The sequence below is a fragment of the Sphingobium sp. LSP13-1-1.1 genome (genome assembly GCF_040676415.1).
Classification (GTDB): Bacteria; Pseudomonadota; Alphaproteobacteria; order Sphingomonadales; family Sphingomonadaceae; genus Sphingobium.
Genome location: NZ_JBEGHU010000001.1, coordinates 448,892 through 473,154, shown reverse-complemented (window position 1 = coordinate 473,154; position 24,263 = coordinate 448,892). Strand labels below are relative to the sequence as shown.

The following is a 24,263-nucleotide window of genomic DNA, read 5'->3' as shown; positions in this document are numbered from 1 at the left end:
CCCTGATACCATCTGGGTAGCCTAATAGGCTGCAGCTCCGGGGGAAAATTCGAATTGTCGATGGAAAACCATCCATGCGCAAGGTTCGTGCAACCTTCGCCGTGCCGTCGCGGCGCATACATTCGAACCATGGATAGGAATGCATTGATACAAATGGCGGGAGTTTCGGCCTGAAAGCCTCTATCCCGTCTCCAAGCAAAATATCGTGAAAGGGGAGGGGAATCCTTATGCGCACAGCATTTCTTATCACCACGGCAATGACGGCGATCGCCCTTGCTTCGCCCGCATTCGCCCAGGAGGCGCAATCGGCGGCATCGGACAATGGCGGCATCAGCGAGATCATTGTCACCGCGCAGCGCAAGGAAGAATCGCTGCAGAAGGCCGCTCTGGCGATCGACGCGGTCTCGGGCGACGATCTGGCCCAGCGCGGCATCGCCAGCGCGACCGACATCACCAAGGCTGTTCCGGCAATCTCCTTGCCATCGCCGGGCGGCAACATCTCGTCCATCTTCATTCGCGGCGTCGGCAATGTCACGACCAGCAGCTATAATGATCCGGCAGTGACGCCAAGCTATGACGGCGTGGTGCTGGGTCGCGGCGCCGGCGTTTTCGGCGCGGCCTTCTATGATCTTGCGCGGGTCGAGGTGCTCAAGGGGCCGCAAGGCATTCTCTATGGCCGCAATGCCACCGGCGGCGCGGTGAACATCATCCCGAACCGGCCGGTCATAGGCCGCAATGGCGCCGGGTTCAACGTGAGCGCTGGCAACTACGATGCGGTCGATGCCGATGCCTATGTGAACCTTGGCGTCAGCGATATCAGCGCGCTGCGCCTGGGCGCGGCTTATGCGGTGCGCGACGGTTACAATCGCGATGGAACCGATGACCTGCGCCGCGGATCGCTGCGCGCGCAATTCCTCATCGAGCCTTCCAACGATCTCTCGCTTCGCATCGGTGCGGATTATACGCATCTGGGCGGCAGGGGCGTGGGCGGATCCTATGTCGGCGGCTATGCGCCCGACGGCGCGGGCGGCTATGCCTTCTTCCCGTCGGGTCTGGATGCCAGCGAAGGGTTCAATACGCCCGCCGCCAATGCCTTCCGCAACCAGAATCTTGGCGCCCCGGCATTTGCCTTCCTCAGCGCGATGAACAGCGACCAGCGGCAGGACAGCACCTATTGGGGCGTGAATGCAGAGCTCAACTGGACGACTGGCATCGGCAAGGTCACGATCATCCCCGCCTATCGCGAGAGTGAGGACCACTCGCTGTTCTACGGTCCTGCCTTCAATACGGCGATGACGAACGAAAAAATCCGCCAGACCAGCCTGGAGGCGCGGCTCGCCGGCAAGACCGGCATGTTCGACTATGTGGTGGGCGGGTTCTTCTTCAATGAGAAGATCGATGCCAACAACCAGTATAATCAGGAGTTCGTTCTCCCGATCGTCAATTATCGGCACAAGACCGACAGCTATGCCGGATTTGGCCAGCTGACCGCCAATATATCAGACCGCTTCCGGTTGATCGGCGGCGCGCGCTATACGCATGACAAGAAGTCGATCAATGGCCTGATCAACAACTTCATCACCTTCTGCGGCGGTCCGCCCCCGGCGTTGGTGACGCCGCCTGCCTCCTTCGGCATCGGCTGCGCCACGCCCGGCAACATGCCCTATTATCCGAACTTCCTGAACACCACGGATACGATAAACTGGCTGAGGACCAACAACTGGATCGCGTCGGGCAGCACGGATCAGGCGGGCTATCAGGTCTTCCCGTTGCTGACGGGCGCGGGCGCCATTTTGAAGACCTACAATCCAGTGGTGGACAGCAAGGGTTTCTCGCGCGTGACCTGGAAGGGTTCGGCCGAGTTCGACCTCAGCCCACAGAATCTGCTCTATGCAACGGTCGAGAGCGGCTACCGTGCCGGCGGCCTGCAGATGACGGAAAGCAAGACCAGCTACAAGCCGGAGTTCATCACCGCCTACACGATCGGTTCGAAGAACAGGTTCTTTGACAATCACGTCCAGCTCAACCTCGAAGGCTTCATCTGGAAATATCGTGATCAGCAGATCACCTATTTCACCGTCGATACTTCGGGCACGCTGATCAATTCGAACGAAAATGCCGGTCGGGCCACGATCAAGGGCTTCGACGTGGATCTACTCATAAAGCCGACGGGTCGCACCACACTTGATGCCAAGGTACAGTATCTCGATAGCAGATATGATGACCTTCACCTCTACACTGCCGCGCCGCGTGACAACTTCAATTGCCCGTACACCTTCACCGGCGGCACGGCCGGCGGCGCGCCGGTCAAGGACTTCAACTGTTCGGGCAACCCTCTACTGTTCTCGCCCAAATGGACGGTCAATCTTGGCGCGGAACAGATCGTGCCGCTGGGCGAAAAACTGGAACTGGTCGCCAATGTCGATACGGCATGGCGCGACCGCCAGTGGGGAGGATTTGAATATCTCGCGTTCGAGAATATTCCCGCCTACTGGACGACGGATGCAGCGCTGACCCTGCGTGATCCCAGCGGTGGATGGTCGCTGACGGCATATGTCCGCAATCTCGAGGACAAGCGCCGCAACCTCGCTCCGCAGGCGTCCCCTCTGGGCATGGCGGTCGGCCACTTCTCGGCACCGCGCACCTACGGCCTGCGTCTTTCCGGCAATTTCTAGGGGCATGCCGACGTGAATATCCTGCTGACCGGGGCCGGCGGATTTGTCGGGCGGGAACTTGGCCGCCTGCTGGTGGGCGCCGGTCACGCGCTTGTCGGGATCGACACGGATGCCGGGGGGATTCCCGCCGGCATCCGTGCCGTTGAGGGGGATCTTGCCGATCCTGCGGTTCGGGCCGAAGCGCTCGGCACCGGCTGCGACGCGCTGATCCACCTGGCCACGGTGCCGGGCGGCGCGGCGGAGGCCGACCCGTCCGCTTCGCGCCGCATCAATGTCGACGCGATGTACGACCTGCTGGTCGAGGCTTCGGCGCTGAAGCCCGGTCTTCGCGTGGTCTATGCCAGCTCGATCGCGGTGTTCGGCGATCCGCTGCCAGCCCAGGTCGATGATGCCACGCCGCTTTCACCCAGGATGATCTATGGCGGGCATAAGGCGATGATGGAACATGCCGTGGCCATGTTTTCCAATCGAGGCCTGATCGATGGGGTGACCGTGCGACTGCCCGGTATTCTCGCCCGGCCAAAGGGACCGTCGGGCATGAAGTCGGCCTTCATGTCGGACCTGTTCCATGCGCTGCGGGCGGGGGAGGGGTTTACCTGTCCCGTTTCCGCCGCTGGCAGCATCTGGGCGCAGTCGGTGCGGCAATGCGCGCGCAACTTCCTTCATGCGCTGACGCTGGATTCCAGGCTGATGCCGCCGACCCGCGCCGTAACGCTGCCTGCTCTGCGCATCAGCATGGCGGACCTTGTCGCGGAAATCGCGCGGCAATGCGCCGTGTCGCCGGACCTTGTGCGCTATGCGCCGGACGCGGCACTTGAAGCGGCTTTTGCCGCGCAGCCGCCGCTCGCCACGCCTGCGGCCGAACGCGCCGGCTTTGCGCATGACGGAGACCTTGCTACACTTGTCTCCAACGCCCTCGCAACGATCTGAGGGCGATTGGAGATGGCGATGCGATTCGGACGGCTCGACCTCAACCTGCTGGTGGCGCTCGACGCGTTGCTGACCGAGCGCAGCGTCAGCCTGGCGGCAGATCGCCTGTGCCTGTCGCAGTCGGCCACGTCCAGCGCGCTTGGGCGATTGCGCGAATATTTCGGCGACGAACTGCTGGTGGTCAAGGGACGCAACATGATCCTGACGGCCCGCGCGGAGGAGTTGATCGACCCCGTTCGCGCCGTGCTGGAACAGATCCGGACCACGGTTGCGGTCGCGCCGCCCTTCGACCCGATGACGACGGACCGCATGATCCGCATCATGGCCTCGGATTATTCGACCGAGGTGCTGTTGGCCGGCGCTCTGGCCGAGCTGGAGAAGGAAGCGCCACAGATGCGTTTCGAAATTCAGCCGATGAACGACAGTCCGATCGAGGCGATCGAGCGGGGCTATGTCGATCTGCTGCTGACGATCGACTATGCCATTTCGCCCGACCATCCCAGCCAGCTATTGTTCGAGGACGATTATGTCGTGGTCGGTGATCGCAGCAATCCGGCGATGAACGAACCGATGACGCGCGATCTCTATTTCCGGCTTGGCCATGTTTCGCCCCGCTTCGGCAAACAACGGGTTCCGGCATTTGAGGACTGGTTCGTGCGTCGCCAGAAGCAGCAGCGCCGTATCGAGGTGATCGCGCCCACTTTCCTCTCGCTGCCCGGCCTGATCGTCGGCACCAACCGCATCGCGACGATGCATCGGCGCATGGCGGATATCGTCGTGCGGTCGAGGCCGCTGGTCATGCGCGAAATCCCATTTGCCATCCCACCGATCCGCGAAAGCGTGCAGTGGAACATCGCAAACAGCAACGACCGCGCCCTGCGCTGGGTTACCGAGCGGCTTCAGGCCGCGGCAATGCGAGAGGTGCCGGCGCCGGAGGGCAATGTCGTGACCCTCAATGCCGTCAATGAGATTGATCTCAACGAGATCGAGGCCGAATACCGCATGAACCACCCCCAGCGTTAAGCCCGTACGGACTTCCGCGCTGATCCATCTGTAACGTCGATAGCTTGGGTCCGGAAACTTGCGTTTCCGGACTTGCCTCTGCTTGGGCATGAATATGTCCTGAAACAAATTCGGGAGAAACCATGTCCCATCATCTTACCCCCGCGGTGCTAGGCGTCGAAGCCGTCGTCTTCGGTGTCGCCGATCTTGCCGAACACACCCGCTTCTGGACCGATTTCGGCCTGCCATTGGAATCGGCAAGCGAAAGCGAGACCGTGTTCCGGCTGCAGTCGGGCAGCCGCATCATCCTGTTGCAGCATGGCGATGAGCGGTTGCCGTCACCTGACCCGTTCCCCGGCGATGGCGTGAAGGAGACCGTGTGGGGAGTGGACACGGCCGAGAATCTCGACCGGATCGCGGCAAGCCTTGCCAACGAGGTGACGGTCACGTGCGATCCGGACGGCACGGTCCGTTGCGTCTGTCCCGACGGCCAGCCGATCGCGCTGCGCCTGTGGGACAAGCGCCCCGTGGTATCGGAGGCGAGTCCCGTCAACACGCCCTCCAACTGGCCGCGCTTCAACCAGCACCGTATATGGCGCAAACGCGCGATCCCAAAGACCATCAACCATGTCGTGTTCTTCAGCCCGGACTATGTGGGAAGCTTTGAATTCTACGAACGGCACCTGGGCTTCCGCTATGTCGACCATTCGAAGGGGACTGGCATCTTTGCGCGCGCGGGCGGCACGTTCGAGCATCACTCGATCTTCTGGGTCAATTGCGACCTGCCGATCGCGCCGGATCATTTCAGGTTCATGCACATCGCCTTCGGCTGCGACGACATTGACGAGGTCATGCTGGGCGCCAACATCATGGACAACAAGGGCTGGAAGAACACCACGATGAACACTTCCGGCGGCATTTCGCGCCATCGGATTTCCAGCGCCATCTATTATTATTGCGAGATGCCCGGCCATGCGGGCGAGGCTGAATATCATGCCGACACCGACTATCTGGACGATAGCTGGGTACCGCGGGCGTGGGACTTCAAGTTCGGTTCGCTGCTGTGGTCGCATAATGCGCCGGCCATTTTCCGCGGCGACAACATTCCCTGGGACATGACCTTCGACGCCGATCGCAGCAGCTTCGAACCGTTTCGCCGTGCACGGCAGGGCAAGCAGCCAATCGAGGGGGATCTCTCCCGCCTCACGGCCGATGACGAGCACGCGATCTGAATGGCAGGAGGGCAACAGCGGCGATCAGCGCCGCCGTTGCCCTCCTGCTTGTGGACCTCAATCCGCTTGTCCTGACCGGCAATCGGTACCGAGCCAGGAAATAGCTCCCGTCTTTTGATGCCGCATTTTCCGAGCCGTTGACCGTAAACGGTCAAGTTGGAAAATGCCCTAGCGCATCTCGGCGAAAGTCTGTGCACACCAGTCGGCGATATAGTCGCGCATGCCGGTGCCGTTGTCGGCGCCGCAATGCTCCACCTCGAAATCATCCTTGGTGAATATCCGCAATGTTCGCTTGGGGCTGTTCACCGCCTGATCGTAGCTCATCTCAGCATTGTAGGCCGGAATCTGCCGGTCGTTTTCGCCATGGGTGATCAGGAACGGAACCTTGATCTTCGCAACCTGCCCGTCCAGCGTGATCTGGTCGGCATATTCCAGGAAGGCATCGCGATCATCGATGCCGAATACCCACATCACATGATCCCAATAATGCGGCACCGGGTTCTCGCCCTCATTGGCGACGCGCTCGCGCTGGCGCTGGCCCCAGACATGGTTCGCGCCCATGACCGCGCACAGGGCATAGCGTGGGTCGTTGGCGGCGATGCGCGGCGCGTGATAACCGCCGAAGGACAGGCCGAAAATGCCGATCCTTGAATGGATCACATCGTCGCGGGTCAGCAGATAGTCGAAGGCGGGGCTGCCCCAGCGTTCGGCATCGTAGACGGCGGCCAGATTCCGCTTGCGGATCGCCTCGCCTGTGCCCGGCTGGTCCACGAACAAGGTGTTCATTCCGCGTGCGAGATTGACCGCGCCGTGGCCAGCCATATTGACCTGCTCTTTCATGGAGTCCAGGCCATTGACCGAAACCAGCGCCGGACGTGGCGTGCCCGATCCATCGTGCACGAAGATCGCCGGATAGCTTGTTCCCTCATAGGGGATTTCGACCTTGTCGACATGCAGGCCGCTGAGCGCGCTGCCCCTGTGATAGAGCTCAAGGCCCTTGTTATAGGCTGCCCAGCGTGGGGCATAATCGCGGCTCTGCAGGCGCTCGGCGCCAAGATAATAGCCGGACGCGCGCAGATATTTGGCCCCTGCGGAAAGCAGGAAGCCCTCGGCCTCGTCCCTTTCGGCATTGCGCGCAACCTGATCGGCCACGACGATCCAACTGTCGAAAAGTTGGGACGATCCGGCATCGGCCCCGGCCTTTGCCGCCTCCCGCACGGGACGGCATACTTCGTCCAGTTCGCCGTGATTGCCCCCGGCGATCAGGGCAAGGTTGATGCCAAGGTTCCAGATGTAATTTCCGGGAAAGGGTTCGAACATTGCGATAAGTCCTGTGCTGTGCTCAGACGGCGGGGGCTAGGATGGCGGTTCCGGTCATCCGGCATGACAACGCCGGTAATCCTGGTGATCGGGCGGCATGTTCACTGAGCTGCGGCAGCATCGGCCGCTTCGCCAGATCGCCATGAATCTCCCCGCGCGGTTGTTTGCAATCATGCTGCCCTTGCAACAGGTCACGGCGCGCGACCATCGCATTATATCGATGGCAGGCTATCGACCAAATGCCTTTGTCCTGTGCACGCAGGCTGCATGACGGTGGTGTTCAGCATCATGTTCCGTCGCTGATCAATGTCCCGCCATCCACCACCAGATTCTGTCCGGTGACGAAAGCGCCGGCGGCCGAAGCCAGGAAAAGGGCTGCCCCGGCAACCTCATGAACTTCCCCCGGTCGGCGCAGCGGGGTCATGGCCATGCGCCGCTGCACGAAGGCAGCGTCGGCCAGCAGCGGCGCCGACAATTCGGTGCGGATGAAGCCCGGTGAGATTGCGTTGACGCGTACGTTGCGCGGCCCCCACTCGACCGCAAGATTGCGGGCCAGTTGCGCCACACCCGCCTTGGCGAGCGCATAGGCGTTGATGGCGCTGTTACCGCGCAGGCTCGAGAGGCTGGAAATAAGGATGGTGCTGCCGCCGCCCCGCGCCGCAATATGAGGCAAGGCAAGGTTGCACAGCGTCACCTGGCTCCGCAGGTTTATCGCCATGACCTGGTCGAAATCGTCCATGTCGACCGTGGCGAAAGGGCCGGGGCGACCCGTGATCCCGGCGTTGCAGACCAGAATGTCGATTCCGCCATGATGATCGGCCGTGCCATGGACCAGCTTCTCAAGCTGCCTTGCATCGGTGACATCGGCGGGAATGGCCAGCGTGCCCATCTCCCGGCCGACACGGTCGCAATCGTCAGCATTTTCGCTGGAGATCACTACCTGCGCGCCTTGATCCTGAAGGGCCCGGGCTATCGCCAAGCCAATGCCGCGCGTTGACCCGGTGATGATCGCGACCTTGCCGTGCAGGTCGAAGAGGTTCAATGCGCCGCTTCCGGCTTGTCTTCCGGCAAAGGCCGGCCGTCATGAAGATAGGCGGGCGCCTCGATCAGGACGAAGGCGATCCGGCACGGCTTGTCCGAAACGTTGCGCCAAAGATGATTGGTCCCGCGCTGGATGATGATGCCACCTTCGCCTATGCGCGTTTTCCGGCCGTCATCCAGTTCCAGCTCGACCTCGCCCGACATGACGATGCCATAGTCGATGCTGTTGGTGCGATGCATGGGGGACTGCTTTCCGGGCAGCATGTCGACGATGCGGATCACCGACCCCCTGTTCAATGTCAGGCCAGCATCGCGTTCGCGGCCGTCCGTCTCGTCATTATTGTCGGCCGGGACTGTTTCGGTCGTCCAGAGCAGGAGGAAGGCTGCGTCGCCCGATGGAATCATCCGCGTCGGGGTCATGTCCTCGGACTTGAAGATGGCGCGCCCCTGCGCATCATGGCCCGTGACGACGCGTTGCACCAGGGGCAGGCCGGAGTCGCTCAATTCAGTCATCGGGGCTTCTCTTCCTTGTGCCATGCGGCAAGCGATGGGGCAGGTGGACCGTGATGGTCAAAGCCAATATATGGATAGTCGGCCTCCATAAATTCGATTTGACCTGCACGTCGGCAACCTCAGCCGACAACGGCCTCCTTGCGTCCGGCCTGGCGCATCGGACCCTTCGCGCGTCCCGTTCGTATAGTGGGTTCCATAATCAGGAGATGATCATGACCGATGCGCAGAAGCTGAAGGAACATCTGTGGGCCCGCATGTCGGACAGCCCGTTCATGATGATGGGCCTGACGGGCGGCGGGCAGCATAGCGAGCCGCTCACCGTTCAGTTGGACAGGGATCAGGTGGACACGCTCTGGTTCTTCATCGGCAAGGATAACCGTCTTGCCGGCGGCGGCGCGGCCATGGGCCAGTTCGTGTCCAAGGGGCACGATTTCTTCGCCTGCCTTGCTGGACGCGCGCGTATCGACAATGACCCGGCGATGATCGACAAGCTGTGGTCGACGACGGCGGAAGCCTGGTTCCCCGGCGGCAAGTCCGATCCCAATCTTGCCCTGTTGCGTTTTGACATTGACGAGGCTGAGCTGTGGGAAGCGGATGTGTCGCTGACCGGAAAGCTGAAGATGCTGTTCGGCGGCAAGATCCGCCCGAGCGAGGAGGGCAGCCACGCCCGCGTCGAGACGACAGCGACCTGAATTTCGCACCGGCGGGCCGTGGCGATATTCGGCAGGGCGGTTCTCCCGACGCGCTCGAAGGAGGGACGCGACGGTGGTGTCGCGGCCCTCCTTTCCTTCATGCTGCCCTCATGCTGCGTCCACCAGGACAATCTCGCTGTCCTCGATGGCGGTGACGCGGATGACGTCCATATCGCTGATGGCCGCGCCGTCGCGGGCGTTGATCCGGACATCGTCGATCTGGATCGCGCCGGTCGCCGGCACCAGATAAGCCTTGCGATCACGACCGATGGGATAATCCGCGCTCTCCCCGGCCTTCAGCGTCGCGGCAACCACCCGCGCATCCGTGCGGATCGGAAGGGCGTCATGATCATTGTCATAGCCTGAAGCCAGCGTGACGAACTGACCGGTGCGATCGCCCTTGGGAAAGGGCCGGGCGCCCCAACTCGGCGCTTCGCCGTTGCGGGTGGGCATGATCCAGATCTGGAAAATCCGGGTCGTCACATCCTCCAGATTATATTCCGAATGACGGATGCCCGTACCGGCGCTCATCACCTGCACGTCGCCCGCTTCGGTGCGGCCCTTGTTGCCAAGGCTGTCCTGATGCGTGATCGCGCCTTCCCGGACATAGGTGATGATTTCCATGTCGCGGTGCGGATGCGGCGGAAAGCCGGTCTGGGGGGCGATGGTGTCGTCGTTCCAGACGCGCAGATTGCCCCAGTGCATGCGGGCCGGATCATGATAGTCGGCGAAGGAAAAATGGTGCTTGGCGTTCAGCCAGCCGTGATTGGCGCTGCCGAGGCTGTCGAAAGGACGCAGTTCGATCATGTCTTGTCTCCTGATCGGGTGGGGGCCGGAAATGGCCTCGCCCTGTTGAACATCTCTTTACAGCGGACCGGCTTTCCCGTTCAGTGGGATAAATTGCATCGAACCATTCGAGAAAATGGAAGATTTGATCATGCTCCTGCGTTGGCGATCCGGATTGAAATCCAGCCATCGCGGCCGGCGCTTCAGGATGAGGGGGCGTGATTTTCCGCCTGCACGAACGCCATCACCTCCTCCGGCGTCATTTGCGGGCCGGTGCGGTAACCGACATTGGCCGGATCACGACGGTCCCTTGACCGGGACCGGGCTGAGCGGCTTGACCTCGCGAATGATCACCAGCGTCTTGAACGTGCGGATGCCATCATTGGCGGCGAACAGGCGCTGCGCGAGATTGTCATAGCCCTCCATGTCGCGGGCCACGATACGTAGCGCAAAGTCATGATCCCCCGTGACGTTCCAGGCCTCCAGTATCTCAGGCTCGTTGCGAAATATCTCCATCATCTCGTTCATCGTGCGCGCGCTTTCGCGTTCCAGCGAGACGAGGACGATCATCGACAGGGGCCAGCCCAGATTTCGCGGGCGTACGATGGCGACCTCGCGTTCGATGATGCCGATTGCGCGAAGGCGGCGTATGCGCCGGTAACAGGCGGGAGGCGACAGGCCGACGGATTCCGCCAGTGCGGAGACCGGCCGCTGCGCATCGGCCTGCAACAATTCGATCAGCTTCCTGTCGAACGAATCAAGGGGATCATTTTTCATCGCTCGTGCAGGATATGCGATAAATTTTATCGAAAAAGGGACAAAAAAGAACGCACTTATCCGGCCCCTTGCGCTAGCAGGCTGGCAATCGTCCACAAATTTCGAGTGCTGCATGTCCTGTGTTGCTGCGCTGCGGCCCACCACCGCGCGCGTCGATCCCGTCGCGCTGGGAGCGCTTTCTCTATCCCTTCTGTCGGTGACCTGCGGCGCCTCCTTGGCCAAGCGGCTGTTTCCGCTGGTCGGGCCCGAAGGCGCGACGACGCTGCGCCTCATCGTGGGTGCGGTCATCCTTTCGCTGGTGTTCAGGCCGTGGCGGCTGGACTGGCGCGCGGGTTGGCGCCCCCTGCTGGCTTATGGCGTGGTGCTGGGCGTCATGAATCTGTCCTTCTACAATGCCCTGGCCCATATTCCGCTGGGCCTTGCCATAGCGATCGAATTCACAGGCCCCCTGGCCGTGGCCTTGCTCACCTCGCGGCGGAAGCTGGACTTTCTCTGGATCAGTCTTGCGGTGGCGGGCCTGGCCAGCCTGCTGCCGCTATGGGGCGCATCGTCCCGGATGGACGGGCGTGGTATCGCTCTGGCGCTTCTGGCCGGGGCATGCTGGGCCGGCTATATATTGATCGGGCGGCATGCCGGGCGCATCCATGGCGCGGCGGCCTCGGCCGGAGGCATGATCGTTGCAGCCTTGCTGGTCGCCCCGGTCGGGCTGGTCCATGCCGGCTCTGCGCTGTTGAGGCCGGAGGTGCTTCTGCTTGGCGTAGCCGTGGGCATCGTCTCCAGCGCCATTCCCTATTCGCTGGAGATGGTCGCGCTACCCCGGCTACCCGCCAACACATTCGGTATTTTGATGAGCGCCGAGCCCGCCGTCGGCGCCATCATGGCGCTGGTCCTGCTGGGCGAGGTACTGACGCTGTCCCAATGGATGGCGATCGGCCTCATCATCTGCGCTTCCATCGGCACTGCCGTCACCGGCCGATCGGGTGAGGTGATGGAACAGCCCTGATACCCTGCGGATCGGCCGCGAAGGTCCATCACACACATGGTGTTTTGGCGCGAAGGGGCGGTTGGATTGACCGGCCGACGTCTTTCTGGAACCCCATTGCCCCAAACGGCCATGATGCCGGGGAGAACCGATGATGGGCGAGAGGAATGAAGGCGCCGTGCTGCCAAAGATAGGGGTGGCGGCTTTGCTGGCCTGCGGCCTGTTTCCAACCATCGGCCTGTTTTCGCCCGGCCTGGTGCTGCCGCAGATTGAGCGCGCGTTCATCGACACGCCCAATGTGAAGCTGTTGACCGAACTGGTCGGGACGCTGGCCGGCTTCGCCTTCGCCATAGGCGCGCCGATAGCAGGCGCACTGATCGCGCGCCTTGGCTGTCGGCGTGTTCTCTTGCCCGCCCTGTTGCTGTTTGCCGTTGCAGGCACCGCCCCGGCGTTGCTGCAGGATCTCTGGAGCATATTGGCCGCCCGTCTCGTGCTCGGCTTTGCCTTGTCCGGAGTCTTCACCAGTGCATTGGCCGGCATCGGCGCCTTGCCGGAGGGTCTGAAGATGCGGCTGTTCGGCTTGTTTTCCGTGGTCGGCGGGGCGACGGCGATCATCCTGTTCCCGTTGATCGGCGCGATCGGGCATTTCGGGTGGCAACCGGCCTTTCTGGTGAACCTTATGGCTCTGGCGGCCGTGCCCCTGGCGATGACATTGCCCCGGACGCTCGGCATGGCGGCGCCGCAGGACGCGGCCATCCGGCTGGACGCGGCGCGGGATCGCGGTCTGCTCAATGCGGCGATGATCGGCCTTCTCGTCCTGGCGGCCATGGCGGGCATGGGCATGTTGATCGGGCCGATCTATGCGCCGCTCTATCTGGTGCAACTGGGGATCAGCGATACCCGGTTGTTCGCCGTCCCGGCGACATGTGGTTCGATCGCCGCCGTCTGCGCATCGGCCCTCTATGGCCGGATGCACGCCGTGCTGGGCATTCGCGGCCTATGGGCGGTCGCCATGCTTGCGATGGGGGCCGGGCTGGTCTTGGCCGGCATCAGCACCAACATGATGCTGTTCACTGTCGCTGTCGTCGCCAACAGCGCGATGGTTGCGCTCATGGCGCCCAATGTCAGCGCCTCGGCTGTCGCATTCAGTCCGCCTCATCTCGCCGCACAGGCCATCGGCCTCGCCAATGGCGTGATGTTCGGCGCGCAACTGGCCTTTCCGTTACTGGCGGCATGGCTGCGATCCGTGGCTGGTCTGGGCGGCGTGTTCCTGCTGTTCGGCGCGCTTGTCGGGTTGATCGGGGCCGGCATCGCGTTCGGAATGGTGCTGGCTCGCCGGCAGGTGGCGGAGCCGGTTTCGTCCTGACTTGCGGCACCACGCATGATCCGAAGTGCTCGCGAGTGAAGGCCGGTATCAAGCGAAGCCTCCACTCGCGATCGGACCTCAGAATTCGAACCGTGCGGAAACCCCATACATGCGCGGATCACCGCGAAGGCCCGTGGCATATCCGCTGGAAGCCGTCAGGTTGGTCGCGTAGGCGAAATAGGCCTTGTTGAACAGATTGTTGACATAGGCCGACAGGCCGATCCCGCTGCCGCCGATATTATTGTAATCCAGGCGTAGATTGACCAGATCCCACCCATTGATATAGCCTCCCACGGGTACGACAACATCCGCTGAATAATAGCGGCTTTGATATCTGTATCCCGCCGTACCGACAATTTCGCCGCCCTTGTCATCGGCTGGCAAGGTATAGCTGACCTGGGCGTTCGCCGTATATTTGGGAATATAACCGAAGGGCGTGATGGCCGCGACGTCGACGCCATTATTGATGAAGCTCTTATATTTCGGGTCGGTATAGCTGAAACTACCCGACAAGCTGAGACCCGTCACCGGCTGGAGCGTCGCCTCTACTTCCACACCACGGATGCGGGACCGCGCCGCATTGAAGATGGAGGACACCAATGTGCCGCTGGTCGGCGAAACGAAGCTGACCTGTCGCTGGATATCCTTGTACCAGGCCTCATAAGCCGCCACGTTGAACCGCAGCTTTGCTCCGCCGCCCAGATCGGTGTCCAACTTCAGGCCAAGTTCGACGTCGTTGACCTTCTCAGGGTCATAGGGGATCGCCGCTGCCTCCGTAGTGGCGCGGGACTGCAATCCGCCGGCGCGATAACCGTGACGGTGCGCGGCATAGATCATCAGTTCGTCGTTGAACTTGTAGTTGAGACTGGCAAGCCAGCTCGGTTCGTTGAACGAAACTTCCTGATGGAACAGGCAAGGGGGTGCGATGACCGTCCCGTCGAGCAGCCTGAAAGTGCAGTTGCTGCCGGTCATCTGCAGGCCGTCGCTGGCTTTCTTGTCATGGGTGTAGCGAAGGCCGAGGTTGAGCGAAAGCCCCGTTTCGCCAAAGCGGTATGTGCCCGACGCAAAGGCCGAGTAGCTGATATTCTTCGCATAGACACCGGATGGGCGATCGACGGTCGGCGCAGATGGAAGATTGCTGGTGGCGATGTCGCTGCCTTTCTCGTTGAAATAGAACAAGCCGACAATCCAGTCGAAGGCGCGGCTGTTGCCCTGCAACTGCAATTCATCGCTAAATTGCCGAATGTGCGATTCACCCTTGAACCGCAGCAGAAACAGGGATGATCCGTCAATATCCCATTTCGAGAAGGTATTGATCTTCCGATACCCTGCAACATTCTTGAGAGTCAGGGAATCGGATAGATTGATGGTCGAGATGTTGGAGAAGTCATAGGTTTTGGCGGTTTCCAGCGGGGCGTCATTATTGTTGAAGCTCCACGGATCCGCCTTGTTTGCCGCCACCTGCGCATTCAGCGTCGGGAGAACGGGGGCCAGCGACGCAATGGCAGGATTGACGGCATAGATGACGTTGGCCGTGCCATGATCCTTGGACTGGAAATAATTGGCGTAGAAGGTGCTGGTAACGCCTGCCGCAGGTTCCAGCTTCAGCGTGGCCCGCACCGCCTTGTAGTTCTGGCTATTGGCATCAAATCCGGTCTGCCGATCGTGCATGAACCCGTCGCGCGTGCGGATCGTCCCGGCGATACGGAGCGCGGCGCCCTCGGCAAGCGGGATGTTGAAAGCACCCTTGGCGTCGAGCAGCCCCAGATTGCCCATCGTTGTTTCGAAATTGCCTTCCATTGCATTGCTGGGCTGGACGGTCGTCACCAGCACCGCACCGCCCGTTGTATTTCGGCCGAACAGCGTTCCCTGCGGCCCGCGCAGCACCTGCACCGACTGGATGTCGAACAGCGCCGCATTCAAACCCTGAGGCCGCATGAAGGGGACCTCGTTGAAATAATTGACGACCACGGGATCCAGCACCAGCGAGGTGTCGATCACGCGTTGACCGCGCATGGTAAAGCTGGGCGTGTTGGACCCGCGCGGCGACTGGGAGACAGTAAGCGATGGGGCGACACGCCCAAGATCCAGCAGCGTCTGCACCCCTTCCGCGCGCAGAGCGTCGCCGCTTTTGGCGGTCACGGCCACCGGGACGTCGATCAGCCGCTCCTCCTTCCGGCGGGCCGTCACCACTATGTCTTCCGAACCGTCAGGCGCCTGAGCGGCTGAAATGGGTTGATTTTGCGCCCAGGCCGGCGTCGCGGCGGACAAGGCGATCCCGCTCGCAGCCTGCAGTAATATGGATGCCGATATCTTCATCATCTTCCTCCCCTTTTTGATGTTCAGATTATATTTCGGTGGATGCATGCCCTGGGCGCCACCAACCCGGCGCCGCGAAAGTCAAGGCGAAGGACAGCGCCAGCAGCGCGGCGAACATCATCCATACCGGCGCATAGTCACCCGTCGCATCGGAAATCAGTCCGGCGAATATCGGGCAGACCATGCTGATGGGGGCCATCGCCGCGCGCGTCCATCCCAGTGCGCGTCCATAGCTGCCCAGGCCAAAGATCTTCGCGACGATCCCGCCCCAGACTGGCAGCATCGCGCCAAGGCCAAAGCCGAACAGCATCGCGCCCCCGAGCAGCATCGGGTAGAGCAGGCCGGTCGCAAGGACGATCAGACCGGATGCCATGAGAGCCAGGCCGATGCGCAGCGCAATGACGGGCGACAATCTGTCAGCGGCAATGCCGAATACCAGCTTTCCCGCCACCGACGTTGCGCCGATCACGGACAGCAGGGCTGAACCTTCCAGGCTGCTGAAGCCGCGCGATACGGCAAAGGCGACGATCGAAACCATGGTCCCCGTATTGGCCCCGATCATGGCCCCGATCGTCAGCGTGACGATCCAGAAGGCAGGGGAACGGAACATTTCACTAAGGCTGATGGGCGGGCCGCCGGGCCGGCGAAGGGCGAGGGGAAGCCGCTCATGCTCGGCTATGTTGTCGGGCAGTCGCGCCAGGAACCAGATCGGCGGTATCAACACCAGCATCAGGACCGCGTAGATCAGGAAAGTCGCGCGCCAGCCGAAGCGCGAAAACAGAATGTCCGTCAGTGGTGGAAAGATGACGGCGGCAACTGCGGTCCCGATCACGGAGAGGCCGATCGCCAGGCCGCGACGTCTTTCGAACCAGTGCGACACCAGGATGTTCGTGACCACGGTACCGATGCAGATGTCCGCCAGGGCGATAAGCGTGCTGAACACCAGCAGGACCTGCAGGATCGAGGACGCGGTCGACACCAGTGCGAAACCGGCGGCGGTGCCCAGCACGCCCAAAAGCGCAACGCCCTTGATCGGCCAACGCTCGGCCATCATCCCCACGGGGGCCGAGCCGAGATTGCCCAGCAGCAGCACCATCGTGTAGCCGATGTTGATGGTGGCCCGATCCGCGTTGAAGCTTTGGGCGAAAGCCAGGGCGTAATTGCCGTAGGCATAATAGACAGGCCCGGCGCCCAGCATCAGCATGGCGAAGCAAAGTGCGACGACGGCCCAGCCACGATATATGCCGGCGGACCCCCCAGCGCTTTGGCTGGTCGTCCCATATGAAGATGGGCGCCTTGTCACGATCCTGCTCCTCCCGCGCAGCCCTTGTATTTTATGGCCTTGGGTTGCCGGGCGAGATTCCATACAACTTGTATGGTGGTCAATGACAAGCTTGCCAGTCGGGGCGGCTTGCGGCCATAATCGTCAAAACATCACATGGGCGTAGGATATGGGCGTAGGATGACATTGGCGGCAGAATCGACCTGTGGTGCGCCGGTTGTCAGCACTGCGGCGGCGCGTCGGCGGGCAAGCGGGCCGCGAGGACAATCGCAGGGGGACGTGCGAACTCGCCTTGTCATGGCGGCGACGCGCCTGTTTGTCGAGCGCGGGTTCCTCCAGACAAGTGTCGAGGATCTGCTGGGTGCGGCCCGGATCAGCCGCGCCAGCTTCTACACCTATTTTGAGAACAAGATCGCCTTGCTTGCTGCGCTGGCCGATGACCATATCGAACGCAGGATGCGCCATTTCCATGATCTGGCGCAACTCGGCCGGCCCGATGTGGAGCAAGTTGCCCTGTGGTTCAGAAAAGTGGGCGAAACGAGCCAGGAGCAAGCCGGTATCGTCCGGCTCATGCGTCTGGCTGTCGCACTGGATCCTGATCTGATGCGGCGGTTCGTCAGGGCTCGCGATAAATATGCGGAGATCCTGGGGCAGAATTTCCGTCGACTGGACCTTGCGATCAGCAATCGCGAGGAACGGGAAGAACGTCGCGCGGCGGCCCATCTCCTGATAATTCAGGTGGAACAATTCGCATCCAGTTCGGCCGACGGCACCTGGTATCTGGATGTAGACATTACTTCGCGAACTTTCGCGCGCTCATTGATGCAATATGCTTGAAGACGCTCGGGTGAATGCGGTCGACGCCTGATCTTTCGTCCATTGCTTCCCGATGGGATGAACCGGGCTGATCCACAACATGGCGGCGATGAGGCGGGTCATGCCCGTCGGCGACAGAGCGGAACCAGGGCGCTTGTTGCGGCGTCACGCCAAACGCCCATCCCTCAAACCAATGGAATGCGTGCCGAGGCTTCCGGTCCGATCAGGGCGGCCAGCAGCCGGATGCCCTTTTCAAGCCGATCCCGCGTCAGCGCTCCACCGATCGAGATGCGCAGTGCCGGGGCCGCCGCCGACCTATCGACGGCAAAGGCCTCGCCGCCCACGACCGATAGCCCATGCGGTCGCAACGCTTCCATCACCGCGGCGCCATTGATGTCGGCAGGAAGCGGCACCCAAAGATGATAGCCTGTTTCATGGGCCCGGAAGCTGCCTTCATGGAGCCATTTCCGTACGAGAAGTTGCCTTGCGGCAGCCTCGCTGCGAATTTCGGCGACAAGGCGCTCGAACAGGCCGTCCCCGACCCATCTCGCCACTATTGCGGCATTGAGCGGCGGGGCCATGATGGCGGTGTCATGGACATCGGCCGCCAGCCGCCAGGCATCGGCCACGCCGGGCGCGCAAAGCCAGGCGACGCGAAGACCCGGGGACAGGATCTTGGACGTGCTCGCAATGTGCCAGCTCTGCTCTGGTGCAAAGGAAGCGATGGGTGGCAGCGGGTCTTTCGGCAACAGGCCATAGGCGTCATCCTCGATCACGATCAGCCCATGGCGTCGCGCAACGGCGGCGATCGCCTTGCGACGGCTTACCGACATCGTCGCCGTTGTCGGATTGTCGTTGGTCGGAACGACATAGACTCCCCTGAGCTCGGCGGTCCGGCAAAGGGCGTCGAGCGCATCGGGATCAATGCCTTCGCTGTCCGAGCCGATCGCGACCAGCCGGATGTCGAAGCGGCGAGCGAGCGCGAGCACTCCCGGATAGACATTGCCGGCCACTGCCAGCACGTCTCCTGCCCGCAACTCGGCGCTGAATATCGCGTGGAGCGCATGTTGGCCGCCGGCTGTGACCAGCACAGTGTCGTCCAGGCAGGGTATGCCGCGCTTCTGCAGCAATTGGGCGCCGGCTTCTCGCGTAGCCGGCATTCCGCCTCGCGGCGGATAGGAGAGGGAAAGTGACTCATGATCGCCGAGCAAGGCTTCGGCGGTGCGCCTATATTCTCTCGACAGCAGGCTGCCAGCCTGTTCGGGCGGTGCGTTCATACCCGCGTCGCCCAGCCTGGCGAGCGCATATTTCGGTGTTTCGACCCTTTGTTCCCGTACGAAGCTGCCGCGACGGCCATCGCTTTCGATAAGGCCCAGTCGCTGCGCTTCACCATAGGCGCGGGTCACGGTCGTCAGGTCAATGTCCAGCGCATCGGCAAGGACGCGTTGCGGGGGCAGGCGCACGCCCGCGGTCAGCCTGCCTGCCTTGATATCCAGCATCATTGCATGGGCAATCGCGAGATATTTCGGCCCTGCCACTCCATCTATGTCGGGCATCCAGTTTTGCATGGATCAATCCTTGAACTGCATGCCTTCACAATCCAGACAAAAGGCCATCAATCGTCAAAGGCCTTGCCGGAGCCGTTGCCATAGAGATGCGCCCAGACCTTTTCCGTGCCCGCTTCCTGTGCCCTGTTCACATATTGCGACGCGACAAGCCAGCCTTTGATCGGTCGTAAAGGCAGCAGGCAACCCAGGATCATGAGTGGAGCCGAGACCAACATATGGACCCACCATGGTGGCGTGAAGGCGACCTGCAACCACACCACCATGAAGGTGAGCGGAAAGGCGATGATGCAGAGCGAGAAAAAGGCCGGGCCGTCGTCCGGACTGGCGAATCGATAGTCCAGGCCGCAGCGGTCGCAGGTCTGCGCGATCTTGAGCCAGGATGCGAACATCCGCCCCTCGCCGCAGCGCGGGCAGTCGCCATGCCACCCTTTGCTGAGGATCCATTGGAATTTGTCGCTACCGTTGGTCATGGGTCTGTTCCGAATCGTCATTGCTGATGCCGACATAGAATATTATGTATGGAAAATATAGCGGTATATGTATGGATATACGAGCCTATCGCCGCCGCGATCCCAAGATTGCGGCGGGCGTCTTCAATTACCTGGGCCACCTTGTCCGGCATTCCGATCAACGGGGTCCACCATCACATCGAAGCCGCTGAGAATGGGCATGGCATTGATGGTCTGGCGGCCTTGGATCAGGCTGGTCAGGCTGTTCACATTGGCGCCTCGCCCGTCGCCCCAACCGTGCGGCATGGTCACGACGCCTGAACGCAGATTGCGGTCCGGGGCCACCGTGACGCGCAGCTCACCATGTGCCGAGCGCACGCGAGCAAGGGCACCAGGGACGAGTCCCCGGGAAGCCATGTCGTCGGGATGCATGCTGAGCGGGTTTTCGGGCATGCGCCGCGCGATCGATGGCAGGTCATGGTACATGCTGTTCTGCACATGTCGCACCCGTCCGCAGACAAGGCGTAGTGCAGAGGTTTGACGACGGACCCCGGCCAGCGTCTCAAGTTCAGCCAGGACGTCGCTCGGCGCCACCTGGAAGCGGGGCGGGCAGGGCTCGGCGGGTTTGACGCACATGGGATCCCCGCGCAACACGACCCCCCGCTTTTCCGCCAGCAGATCCTCCGCCGGGAAGGCCGAATGGCGCAGGAGGATACGGAACAGGTCCTCGGTCTCAGGGCGGGTCTCCATGGAGATCGGCACGTCGTCGAAAATGATCTTGTGGCCGGTGCGCTTTGCGAGTTCCCAGAAGACCTGCCAATCCTCGATCAGTTCGCTGTTCTCAGGCGGCCGGGCAACCATTTGCGCGAACTGGTGGAAGGGTTCGTGCAGGGTGTAGCTCTCCCAGTCGCGGCTGCGTATATCGGCCCGTTCCAGCATCATCGGCGGCGGCAGGATGAAATGGGCGAGCCGCGACGTCTCGTTGAGGAAAGGGTCGATCGATACCAGCAACTGCAAATTGCCGAAGGCCGCTGCTGTTTCGGCGGTTTCCGCCAACGCATTGACGGGATTGCCGCCATCCACCACGAGCGCGCGAACAGCGCCTGTCCCGGTTCCCAGGATCGCCTGCGGAAGGATGGCACTCATGCGCTCACCCATCAGAAGGCCGTATCCCCAGGCGTCACGCCAACCGCTTTCCCAGCCGCGCGTTGGCGCAATCGCCTGCGCGCGGCGCGGCCAGCGAGCCCCCAGCACACCCGGATTGCCGATCGCATCGCCCTCTCGCGCGAACCGGCCGCACAGCACATTGAGACATTCGACAAGATGTTCCGTGAGATTGGAAAAGGCGCCCATGTTCGCCCCGGTGCCCGATGCTGCAGCGCCCCGCTTGCGCCGCCCGTCAGGATGCGGTTCGGCAAAGTCGCGGGTGATCGCGACCAGGTCTTCGGCCGCGATGTTGCAACGCTGCGCCACATGGTCGACAGTGAAAGGTGCAAGGGCGTCCCGCAGCGCTTCCACGCCCTCCACATTATGTTCGCAAAACTCCCTGTCGGCCCAATTCTCCTCCAATATCAGGCGCAACATGCCCGCGACCAACGCCGCATCTTCGTCCGGCAGCGGCTGCAGCAATCGGTCGGCAAAGGCGGCCGTCTCCGTCCGGCGGGGATCGATCACCAGCAGGCGCGTGCCGCGTGCCTTGGCTTCTTTCAGGGCCTTGACCGGGTTCTGCATCACCATGGTGAAAGTGGATAGCGACACCAATGGATTGGCGCCGATGACCAGCAGGACTTCGGCGTTTTCATAGGGGTCCTTGCCAGCCTCCCACACGCCCAGCCGGTCTGCGGTTATCCACTTGGCGGACTGGTCTATGGTCATGGTCGAAAAGAAGCTGTGTGATCCCATCGCCGCCAGCCAGGCCGGCAACATATGCGCTGCCAGGCTGTTGGTGTAGTTCATGGTGCCGCGAAAGCCGGCGACCGCATCCGGGCCATGCTCGGCCAGGATCTTCCCCAACCGTTCGGCGATCTCGTCCAGCGCTTCGTTCATCCCCACCTGGACGAAGCGGCCATCGTCGGTGCGCCGCAAAGGGTGCAGGATGCGATTGGGGCTGCTGTGCGCCTCGCCGAGCGTCAGCCCCTTGATGCAGGCATAGCCCCTTGTAAGCGGATTATCGGGATCGCCCCGGACGCGATCGACGCGGCCCGCCGCATCGAGCTCCACGATGATGCCGCATTGGCCGGCGCAGATCCGGCATGTCGTGATGCGGCTGATATCAGTTTCATGGGGTGCCGCCTTCTTCATGCCACTCTCCCGGTCGAAGATGTCGCCATGTCCATTCCATTATGCCAGAATGGGAAACGCCCTGCACCGCATTGGTCCCGCCCGGACCTGCTGTCGAGGAGCGATCGTCGCGGGAGGGTGGCAGCGCATTCACGGGATGCGCGAAGGGAAGGTGGACATGGCACAATCATGGATAATAAGGGGCGGACATATTTGGTCCGGCGAGACCGGCGATGTTCGCGAGCGGGCGGACGTGCTGGTGACGGGCGACCGAATTGCAGCTACGCAGCTGCCTGGCACGCCTGCGCCGGCCGGCGCGCAAGAGGTGGACGCAAGCGGCGCGACAGTGATTCCCGGCTTGATCGATGCGCATGGTCATCTCAGCTTTCCGACAGTCACCTATGCTTACGAGATAGAGGACACCCCGCCTGAAGAAACTGTTCTTATCACGATGCACAATGCGCGGATCATGCTGGATGCGGGTTTCACAGGTGTGATCGGTGCGGGATCGCCCAAGCTGCGATCGGAGATCGTGATCCGCAACGAAATCGAGGCGGGGCGCATTCCGGGGCCGCGCCTGCTGGCCTCGACGCCCACCCTGACTGCGACCGGCGGGCTTAACGACACGGCGCAACTGCATCAGCGGCGCGATGTTGCGGCGGCTGTCGTCGATGGCGCGGAAGCATGCCGCAAGATGGTGCGGCTGGGTTTTCGCGAGGGGGTCGACGTGGTGAAGGTCAACATGTCGGGCGATGATTTCTTTCCGCGCCCGACCGGCCGAACCACGACCCTGGCAGAGGACGAAGCGCAGGCGATCGGAGAGGCGGCGAGGGAACTAGGTCTGCTGGTAAGCGTCCATGCGCGCTCGGCGGAATCGATCAAGCGGGCACTGCGCGCCGGGGCCACGCTCATCAATCATGCCGACTTTGCCGACGATGAAGCGCTGGACATGCTGGAGGCTGCCAAGGATCGCATCTTTGTCGCGCCGACAATAGGATATTACCACAGTCTGCTGCATGACAGCCCGTTTGACCGCGCGACAATTGATCGCATGGGTGTTGAACCTGCGATGGAAAGCAACATTGCAGTGCACAGTGAATTACGGCGCCGGGGCGTCCGCGCGGTGATTGGCGGCGATTATGGCATGCCCTGGCAGCCCAATGGCGCCAATGCCCGTGACGTGCAGCATTTCGTGAGCTACCTCGGCTATACGCCGGCTGAAGCGCTGTACGCCGCGACCGCCAATGGAGGCGAGCTGATGGGCAAGGGCGCCGGGCGGATTGCTCCGGGCATGTTGGCTGACATGCTGTTGATCGACGGCGATCCCATTGTTGATCCGCGGCTCCTCGCCGATGCCAGGGCGCTCCGGGCGGTGATGAAGGGGGGGCAATGGCACAAGGCGCCCACCCCGATCAGCCGTTCGGTGGAGGAGGCTGCCTGACCTTGATGATCCAGGGACAGCCGCTGGAGCGTCGCGTGGGTTTCCGGGAATGGAGCGCCGGCGCGGGAAGCAGCGGATCGGCTGGAGCCGCAATGACAAGCCGATTACATAGGAGAAAATGATGCCAGCCGACACGCCGCCTTATCCAGGTTTCTTCCAGGTCGCCTATGTCACCCGCGATATCGACAGGGCGCAGGCGCAGTTCGCCGGCACCCATGGCATAGCGCGCTTTCTGGAGATGCGCGACATACGCTACCCCACGGGGCCGGGCCGCGAAGCGCATTGCCATGTTTCCCTGGCCTATGTCGGCGCGACGGAAATCGAGATCATTCAACCGATCGACGGGGACGTGGCCATTTACGTGGAGGGCCTGCCCCAGGCTGAAGGCCCTGTCGTTCGGTTCCATCATCTTTGCCGGCGCTTTGCGACGCGAGAGGCATTCGATGCGGAACTGGACCAGCTCCAGGCATCGGGCCGGACGCTGCCGATCCGCGGTGATGTCGACGGGGTGGGCAGCTATTATTATTGCGACATGCGAAACCTGTTGGGCCACTTTGTCGAAGGCATCGTGTTTGACGATGGAGCGAGCGACTGGCTCGCCTCCATTCCCCGCTTCTGATGGATCACGCCTGTTGCCTGTCGGGCAACGGGCTGAATGCCGATCCGTCCCGGGACTTGCCATTTGAGGGGTAGGCAAGGTCCGTTCGGGCGGCGGCATCAGCTCCCTGATCATGTCTCGGGCTCGGGCGGGCGGCCGGGGCCAAGGCCGTGACGAACGGCCAGCCGACCTCT

The 24,263-nt window shown here is 62.1% G+C and carries 21 protein-coding genes; 11 read left to right on the top strand and 10 right to left on the bottom strand.

Annotated elements, in window-relative coordinates:
* Positions 1-227 precede the first annotated feature (227 nt).
* From MRBLSP13_RS01985 to MRBLSP13_RS01970, 4 genes are all read left to right on the top strand, one after another.
* Positions 228-2,675, top strand: a complete 2,448-nt coding sequence (locus MRBLSP13_RS01985; protein ID WP_363752337.1) for a TonB-dependent receptor — start codon at positions 228-230, stop codon at positions 2,673-2,675.
* A 12-nt stretch (positions 2,676-2,687) separates the two neighbouring features.
* Entirely contained in the window at positions 2,688-3,605 is a 918-nt protein-coding gene (locus tag MRBLSP13_RS01980; protein WP_363736387.1) for an NAD-dependent epimerase/dehydratase family protein, read from the top strand.
* A 12-nt stretch (positions 3,606-3,617) separates the two neighbouring features.
* Positions 3,618-4,628, top strand: a complete 1,011-nt coding sequence (locus MRBLSP13_RS01975; RefSeq protein WP_363736385.1) for a LysR family transcriptional regulator — start codon at positions 3,618-3,620, stop codon at positions 4,626-4,628.
* A 122-nt stretch (positions 4,629-4,750) separates the two neighbouring features.
* Complete coding sequence (locus MRBLSP13_RS01970; RefSeq protein WP_363736384.1) at positions 4,751-5,839, top strand: VOC family protein; 1,089 nt, start codon at positions 4,751-4,753, stop codon at positions 5,837-5,839.
* Between the two features lie 168 nt (positions 5,840-6,007).
* Here MRBLSP13_RS01970 and MRBLSP13_RS01965 read toward each other — a convergent pair whose 3' ends face one another.
* Positions 6,008-7,159 (bottom strand): alpha/beta hydrolase family protein, encoded by a 1,152-nt coding sequence (locus tag MRBLSP13_RS01965; RefSeq protein ID WP_363752334.1) that lies wholly within the window; start codon positions 7,157-7,159, stop codon positions 6,008-6,010.
* A 97-nt stretch (positions 7,160-7,256) separates the two neighbouring features.
* On the opposite strand from MRBLSP13_RS01965, the gene MRBLSP13_RS01960 reads away from it, so the two are divergent.
* Positions 7,257-7,430 (top strand): hypothetical protein, encoded by a 174-nt coding sequence (locus tag MRBLSP13_RS01960; protein WP_363752331.1) that lies wholly within the window; start codon positions 7,257-7,259, stop codon positions 7,428-7,430.
* 15 nt (positions 7,431-7,445) lie between these two features.
* Here the strand turns inward: MRBLSP13_RS01960 and MRBLSP13_RS01955 are convergent, their stop codons facing one another.
* Positions 7,446-8,201, bottom strand: coding sequence for an SDR family NAD(P)-dependent oxidoreductase (locus MRBLSP13_RS01955; protein ID WP_363752328.1), 756 nt, complete (start codon positions 8,199-8,201; stop codon positions 7,446-7,448).
* Positions 8,198-8,713, bottom strand: coding sequence for a cupin domain-containing protein (locus MRBLSP13_RS01950; protein ID WP_363736380.1), 516 nt, complete (start codon positions 8,711-8,713; stop codon positions 8,198-8,200). The genes MRBLSP13_RS01955 and MRBLSP13_RS01950 overlap by 4 nt, the downstream gene beginning before the upstream one ends.
* A 212-nt stretch (positions 8,714-8,925) precedes the next feature.
* On the opposite strand from MRBLSP13_RS01950, the gene MRBLSP13_RS01945 reads away from it, so the two are divergent.
* Positions 8,926-9,405 carry a pyridoxamine 5'-phosphate oxidase family protein gene (locus tag MRBLSP13_RS01945; RefSeq protein ID WP_363752325.1) on the top strand — a complete coding sequence of 160 codons (480 nt, stop codon included), beginning with the start codon at positions 8,926-8,928 and terminating at the stop codon, positions 9,403-9,405.
* 108 nt (positions 9,406-9,513) lie between these two features.
* Here MRBLSP13_RS01945 and MRBLSP13_RS01940 read toward each other — a convergent pair whose 3' ends face one another.
* A complete protein-coding gene (locus tag MRBLSP13_RS01940; protein WP_363736377.1) occupies positions 9,514-10,212 on the bottom strand; it encodes a pirin family protein in 699 nt (232 codons plus the stop codon).
* A gap of 276 nt (positions 10,213-10,488) precedes the next feature.
* Positions 10,489-10,968 (bottom strand): Lrp/AsnC family transcriptional regulator, encoded by a 480-nt coding sequence (locus MRBLSP13_RS01935; RefSeq protein WP_133651393.1) that lies wholly within the window; start codon positions 10,966-10,968, stop codon positions 10,489-10,491.
* Positions 10,969-11,080: 112 nt separating this feature from the next.
* Here MRBLSP13_RS01935 and MRBLSP13_RS01930 point away from each other — a divergent pair, with 112 nt between their 5' ends.
* Together MRBLSP13_RS01930 and MRBLSP13_RS01925 are read left to right on the top strand one after the other, a co-directional pair.
* Positions 11,081-11,971, top strand: coding sequence for an EamA family transporter (locus MRBLSP13_RS01930; RefSeq protein ID WP_363736376.1), 891 nt, complete (start codon positions 11,081-11,083; stop codon positions 11,969-11,971).
* 130 nt (positions 11,972-12,101) lie between these two features.
* Positions 12,102-13,316, top strand: coding sequence for an MFS transporter (locus MRBLSP13_RS01925; RefSeq protein ID WP_363752322.1), 1,215 nt, complete (start codon positions 12,102-12,104; stop codon positions 13,314-13,316).
* A 78-nt stretch (positions 13,317-13,394) separates the two neighbouring features.
* Here the strand turns inward: MRBLSP13_RS01925 and MRBLSP13_RS01920 are convergent, their stop codons facing one another.
* Positions 13,395-15,638: a TonB-dependent receptor gene (locus MRBLSP13_RS01920; protein WP_363736374.1), complete on the bottom strand. Its 2,244-nt coding sequence runs from the start codon at positions 15,636-15,638 to the stop codon at positions 13,395-13,397.
* A gap of 25 nt (positions 15,639-15,663) precedes the next feature.
* Positions 15,664-16,839 (bottom strand): MFS transporter, encoded by a 1,176-nt coding sequence (locus MRBLSP13_RS01915; protein ID WP_363752319.1) that lies wholly within the window; start codon positions 16,837-16,839, stop codon positions 15,664-15,666.
* A 357-nt stretch (positions 16,840-17,196) separates the two neighbouring features.
* Between MRBLSP13_RS01915 and MRBLSP13_RS01910 the strand changes: the two genes are divergently transcribed.
* Complete coding sequence (locus MRBLSP13_RS01910) at positions 17,197-17,754, top strand: TetR/AcrR family transcriptional regulator (RefSeq protein WP_363752316.1); 558 nt, start codon at positions 17,197-17,199, stop codon at positions 17,752-17,754.
* Between the two features lie 164 nt (positions 17,755-17,918).
* Here MRBLSP13_RS01910 and MRBLSP13_RS01905 read toward each other — a convergent pair whose 3' ends face one another.
* The 3 genes from MRBLSP13_RS01905 to MRBLSP13_RS01895 all read right to left on the bottom strand — a co-directional run bounded on the left by MRBLSP13_RS01905 (position 17,919) and on the right by MRBLSP13_RS01895 (position 22,051).
* Positions 17,919-19,301 (bottom strand): PLP-dependent aminotransferase family protein, encoded by a 1,383-nt coding sequence (locus tag MRBLSP13_RS01905; protein ID WP_363736370.1) that lies wholly within the window; start codon positions 19,299-19,301, stop codon positions 17,919-17,921.
* A gap of 47 nt (positions 19,302-19,348) precedes the next feature.
* Positions 19,349-19,771, bottom strand: a complete 423-nt coding sequence (locus MRBLSP13_RS01900; RefSeq protein WP_363736369.1) for a DUF983 domain-containing protein — start codon at positions 19,769-19,771, stop codon at positions 19,349-19,351.
* 123 nt (positions 19,772-19,894) lie between these two features.
* Positions 19,895-22,051 carry a molybdopterin-containing oxidoreductase family protein gene (locus MRBLSP13_RS01895; protein WP_363752313.1) on the bottom strand — a complete coding sequence of 719 codons (2,157 nt, stop codon included), beginning with the start codon at positions 22,049-22,051 and terminating at the stop codon, positions 19,895-19,897.
* A gap of 157 nt (positions 22,052-22,208) precedes the next feature.
* On the opposite strand from MRBLSP13_RS01895, the gene MRBLSP13_RS01890 reads away from it, so the two are divergent.
* Both MRBLSP13_RS01890 and MRBLSP13_RS01885 read left to right on the top strand, forming a co-directional pair.
* Complete coding sequence (locus tag MRBLSP13_RS01890) at positions 22,209-23,471, top strand: amidohydrolase family protein (protein ID WP_363736366.1); 1,263 nt, start codon at positions 22,209-22,211, stop codon at positions 23,469-23,471.
* 118 nt (positions 23,472-23,589) lie between these two features.
* On the top strand, positions 23,590-24,090 hold the full coding sequence (locus MRBLSP13_RS01885; RefSeq protein ID WP_363736365.1) for a VOC family protein: 501 nt from the start codon (positions 23,590-23,592) through the stop codon (positions 24,088-24,090).
* Positions 24,091-24,263 lie beyond the last annotated feature (173 nt).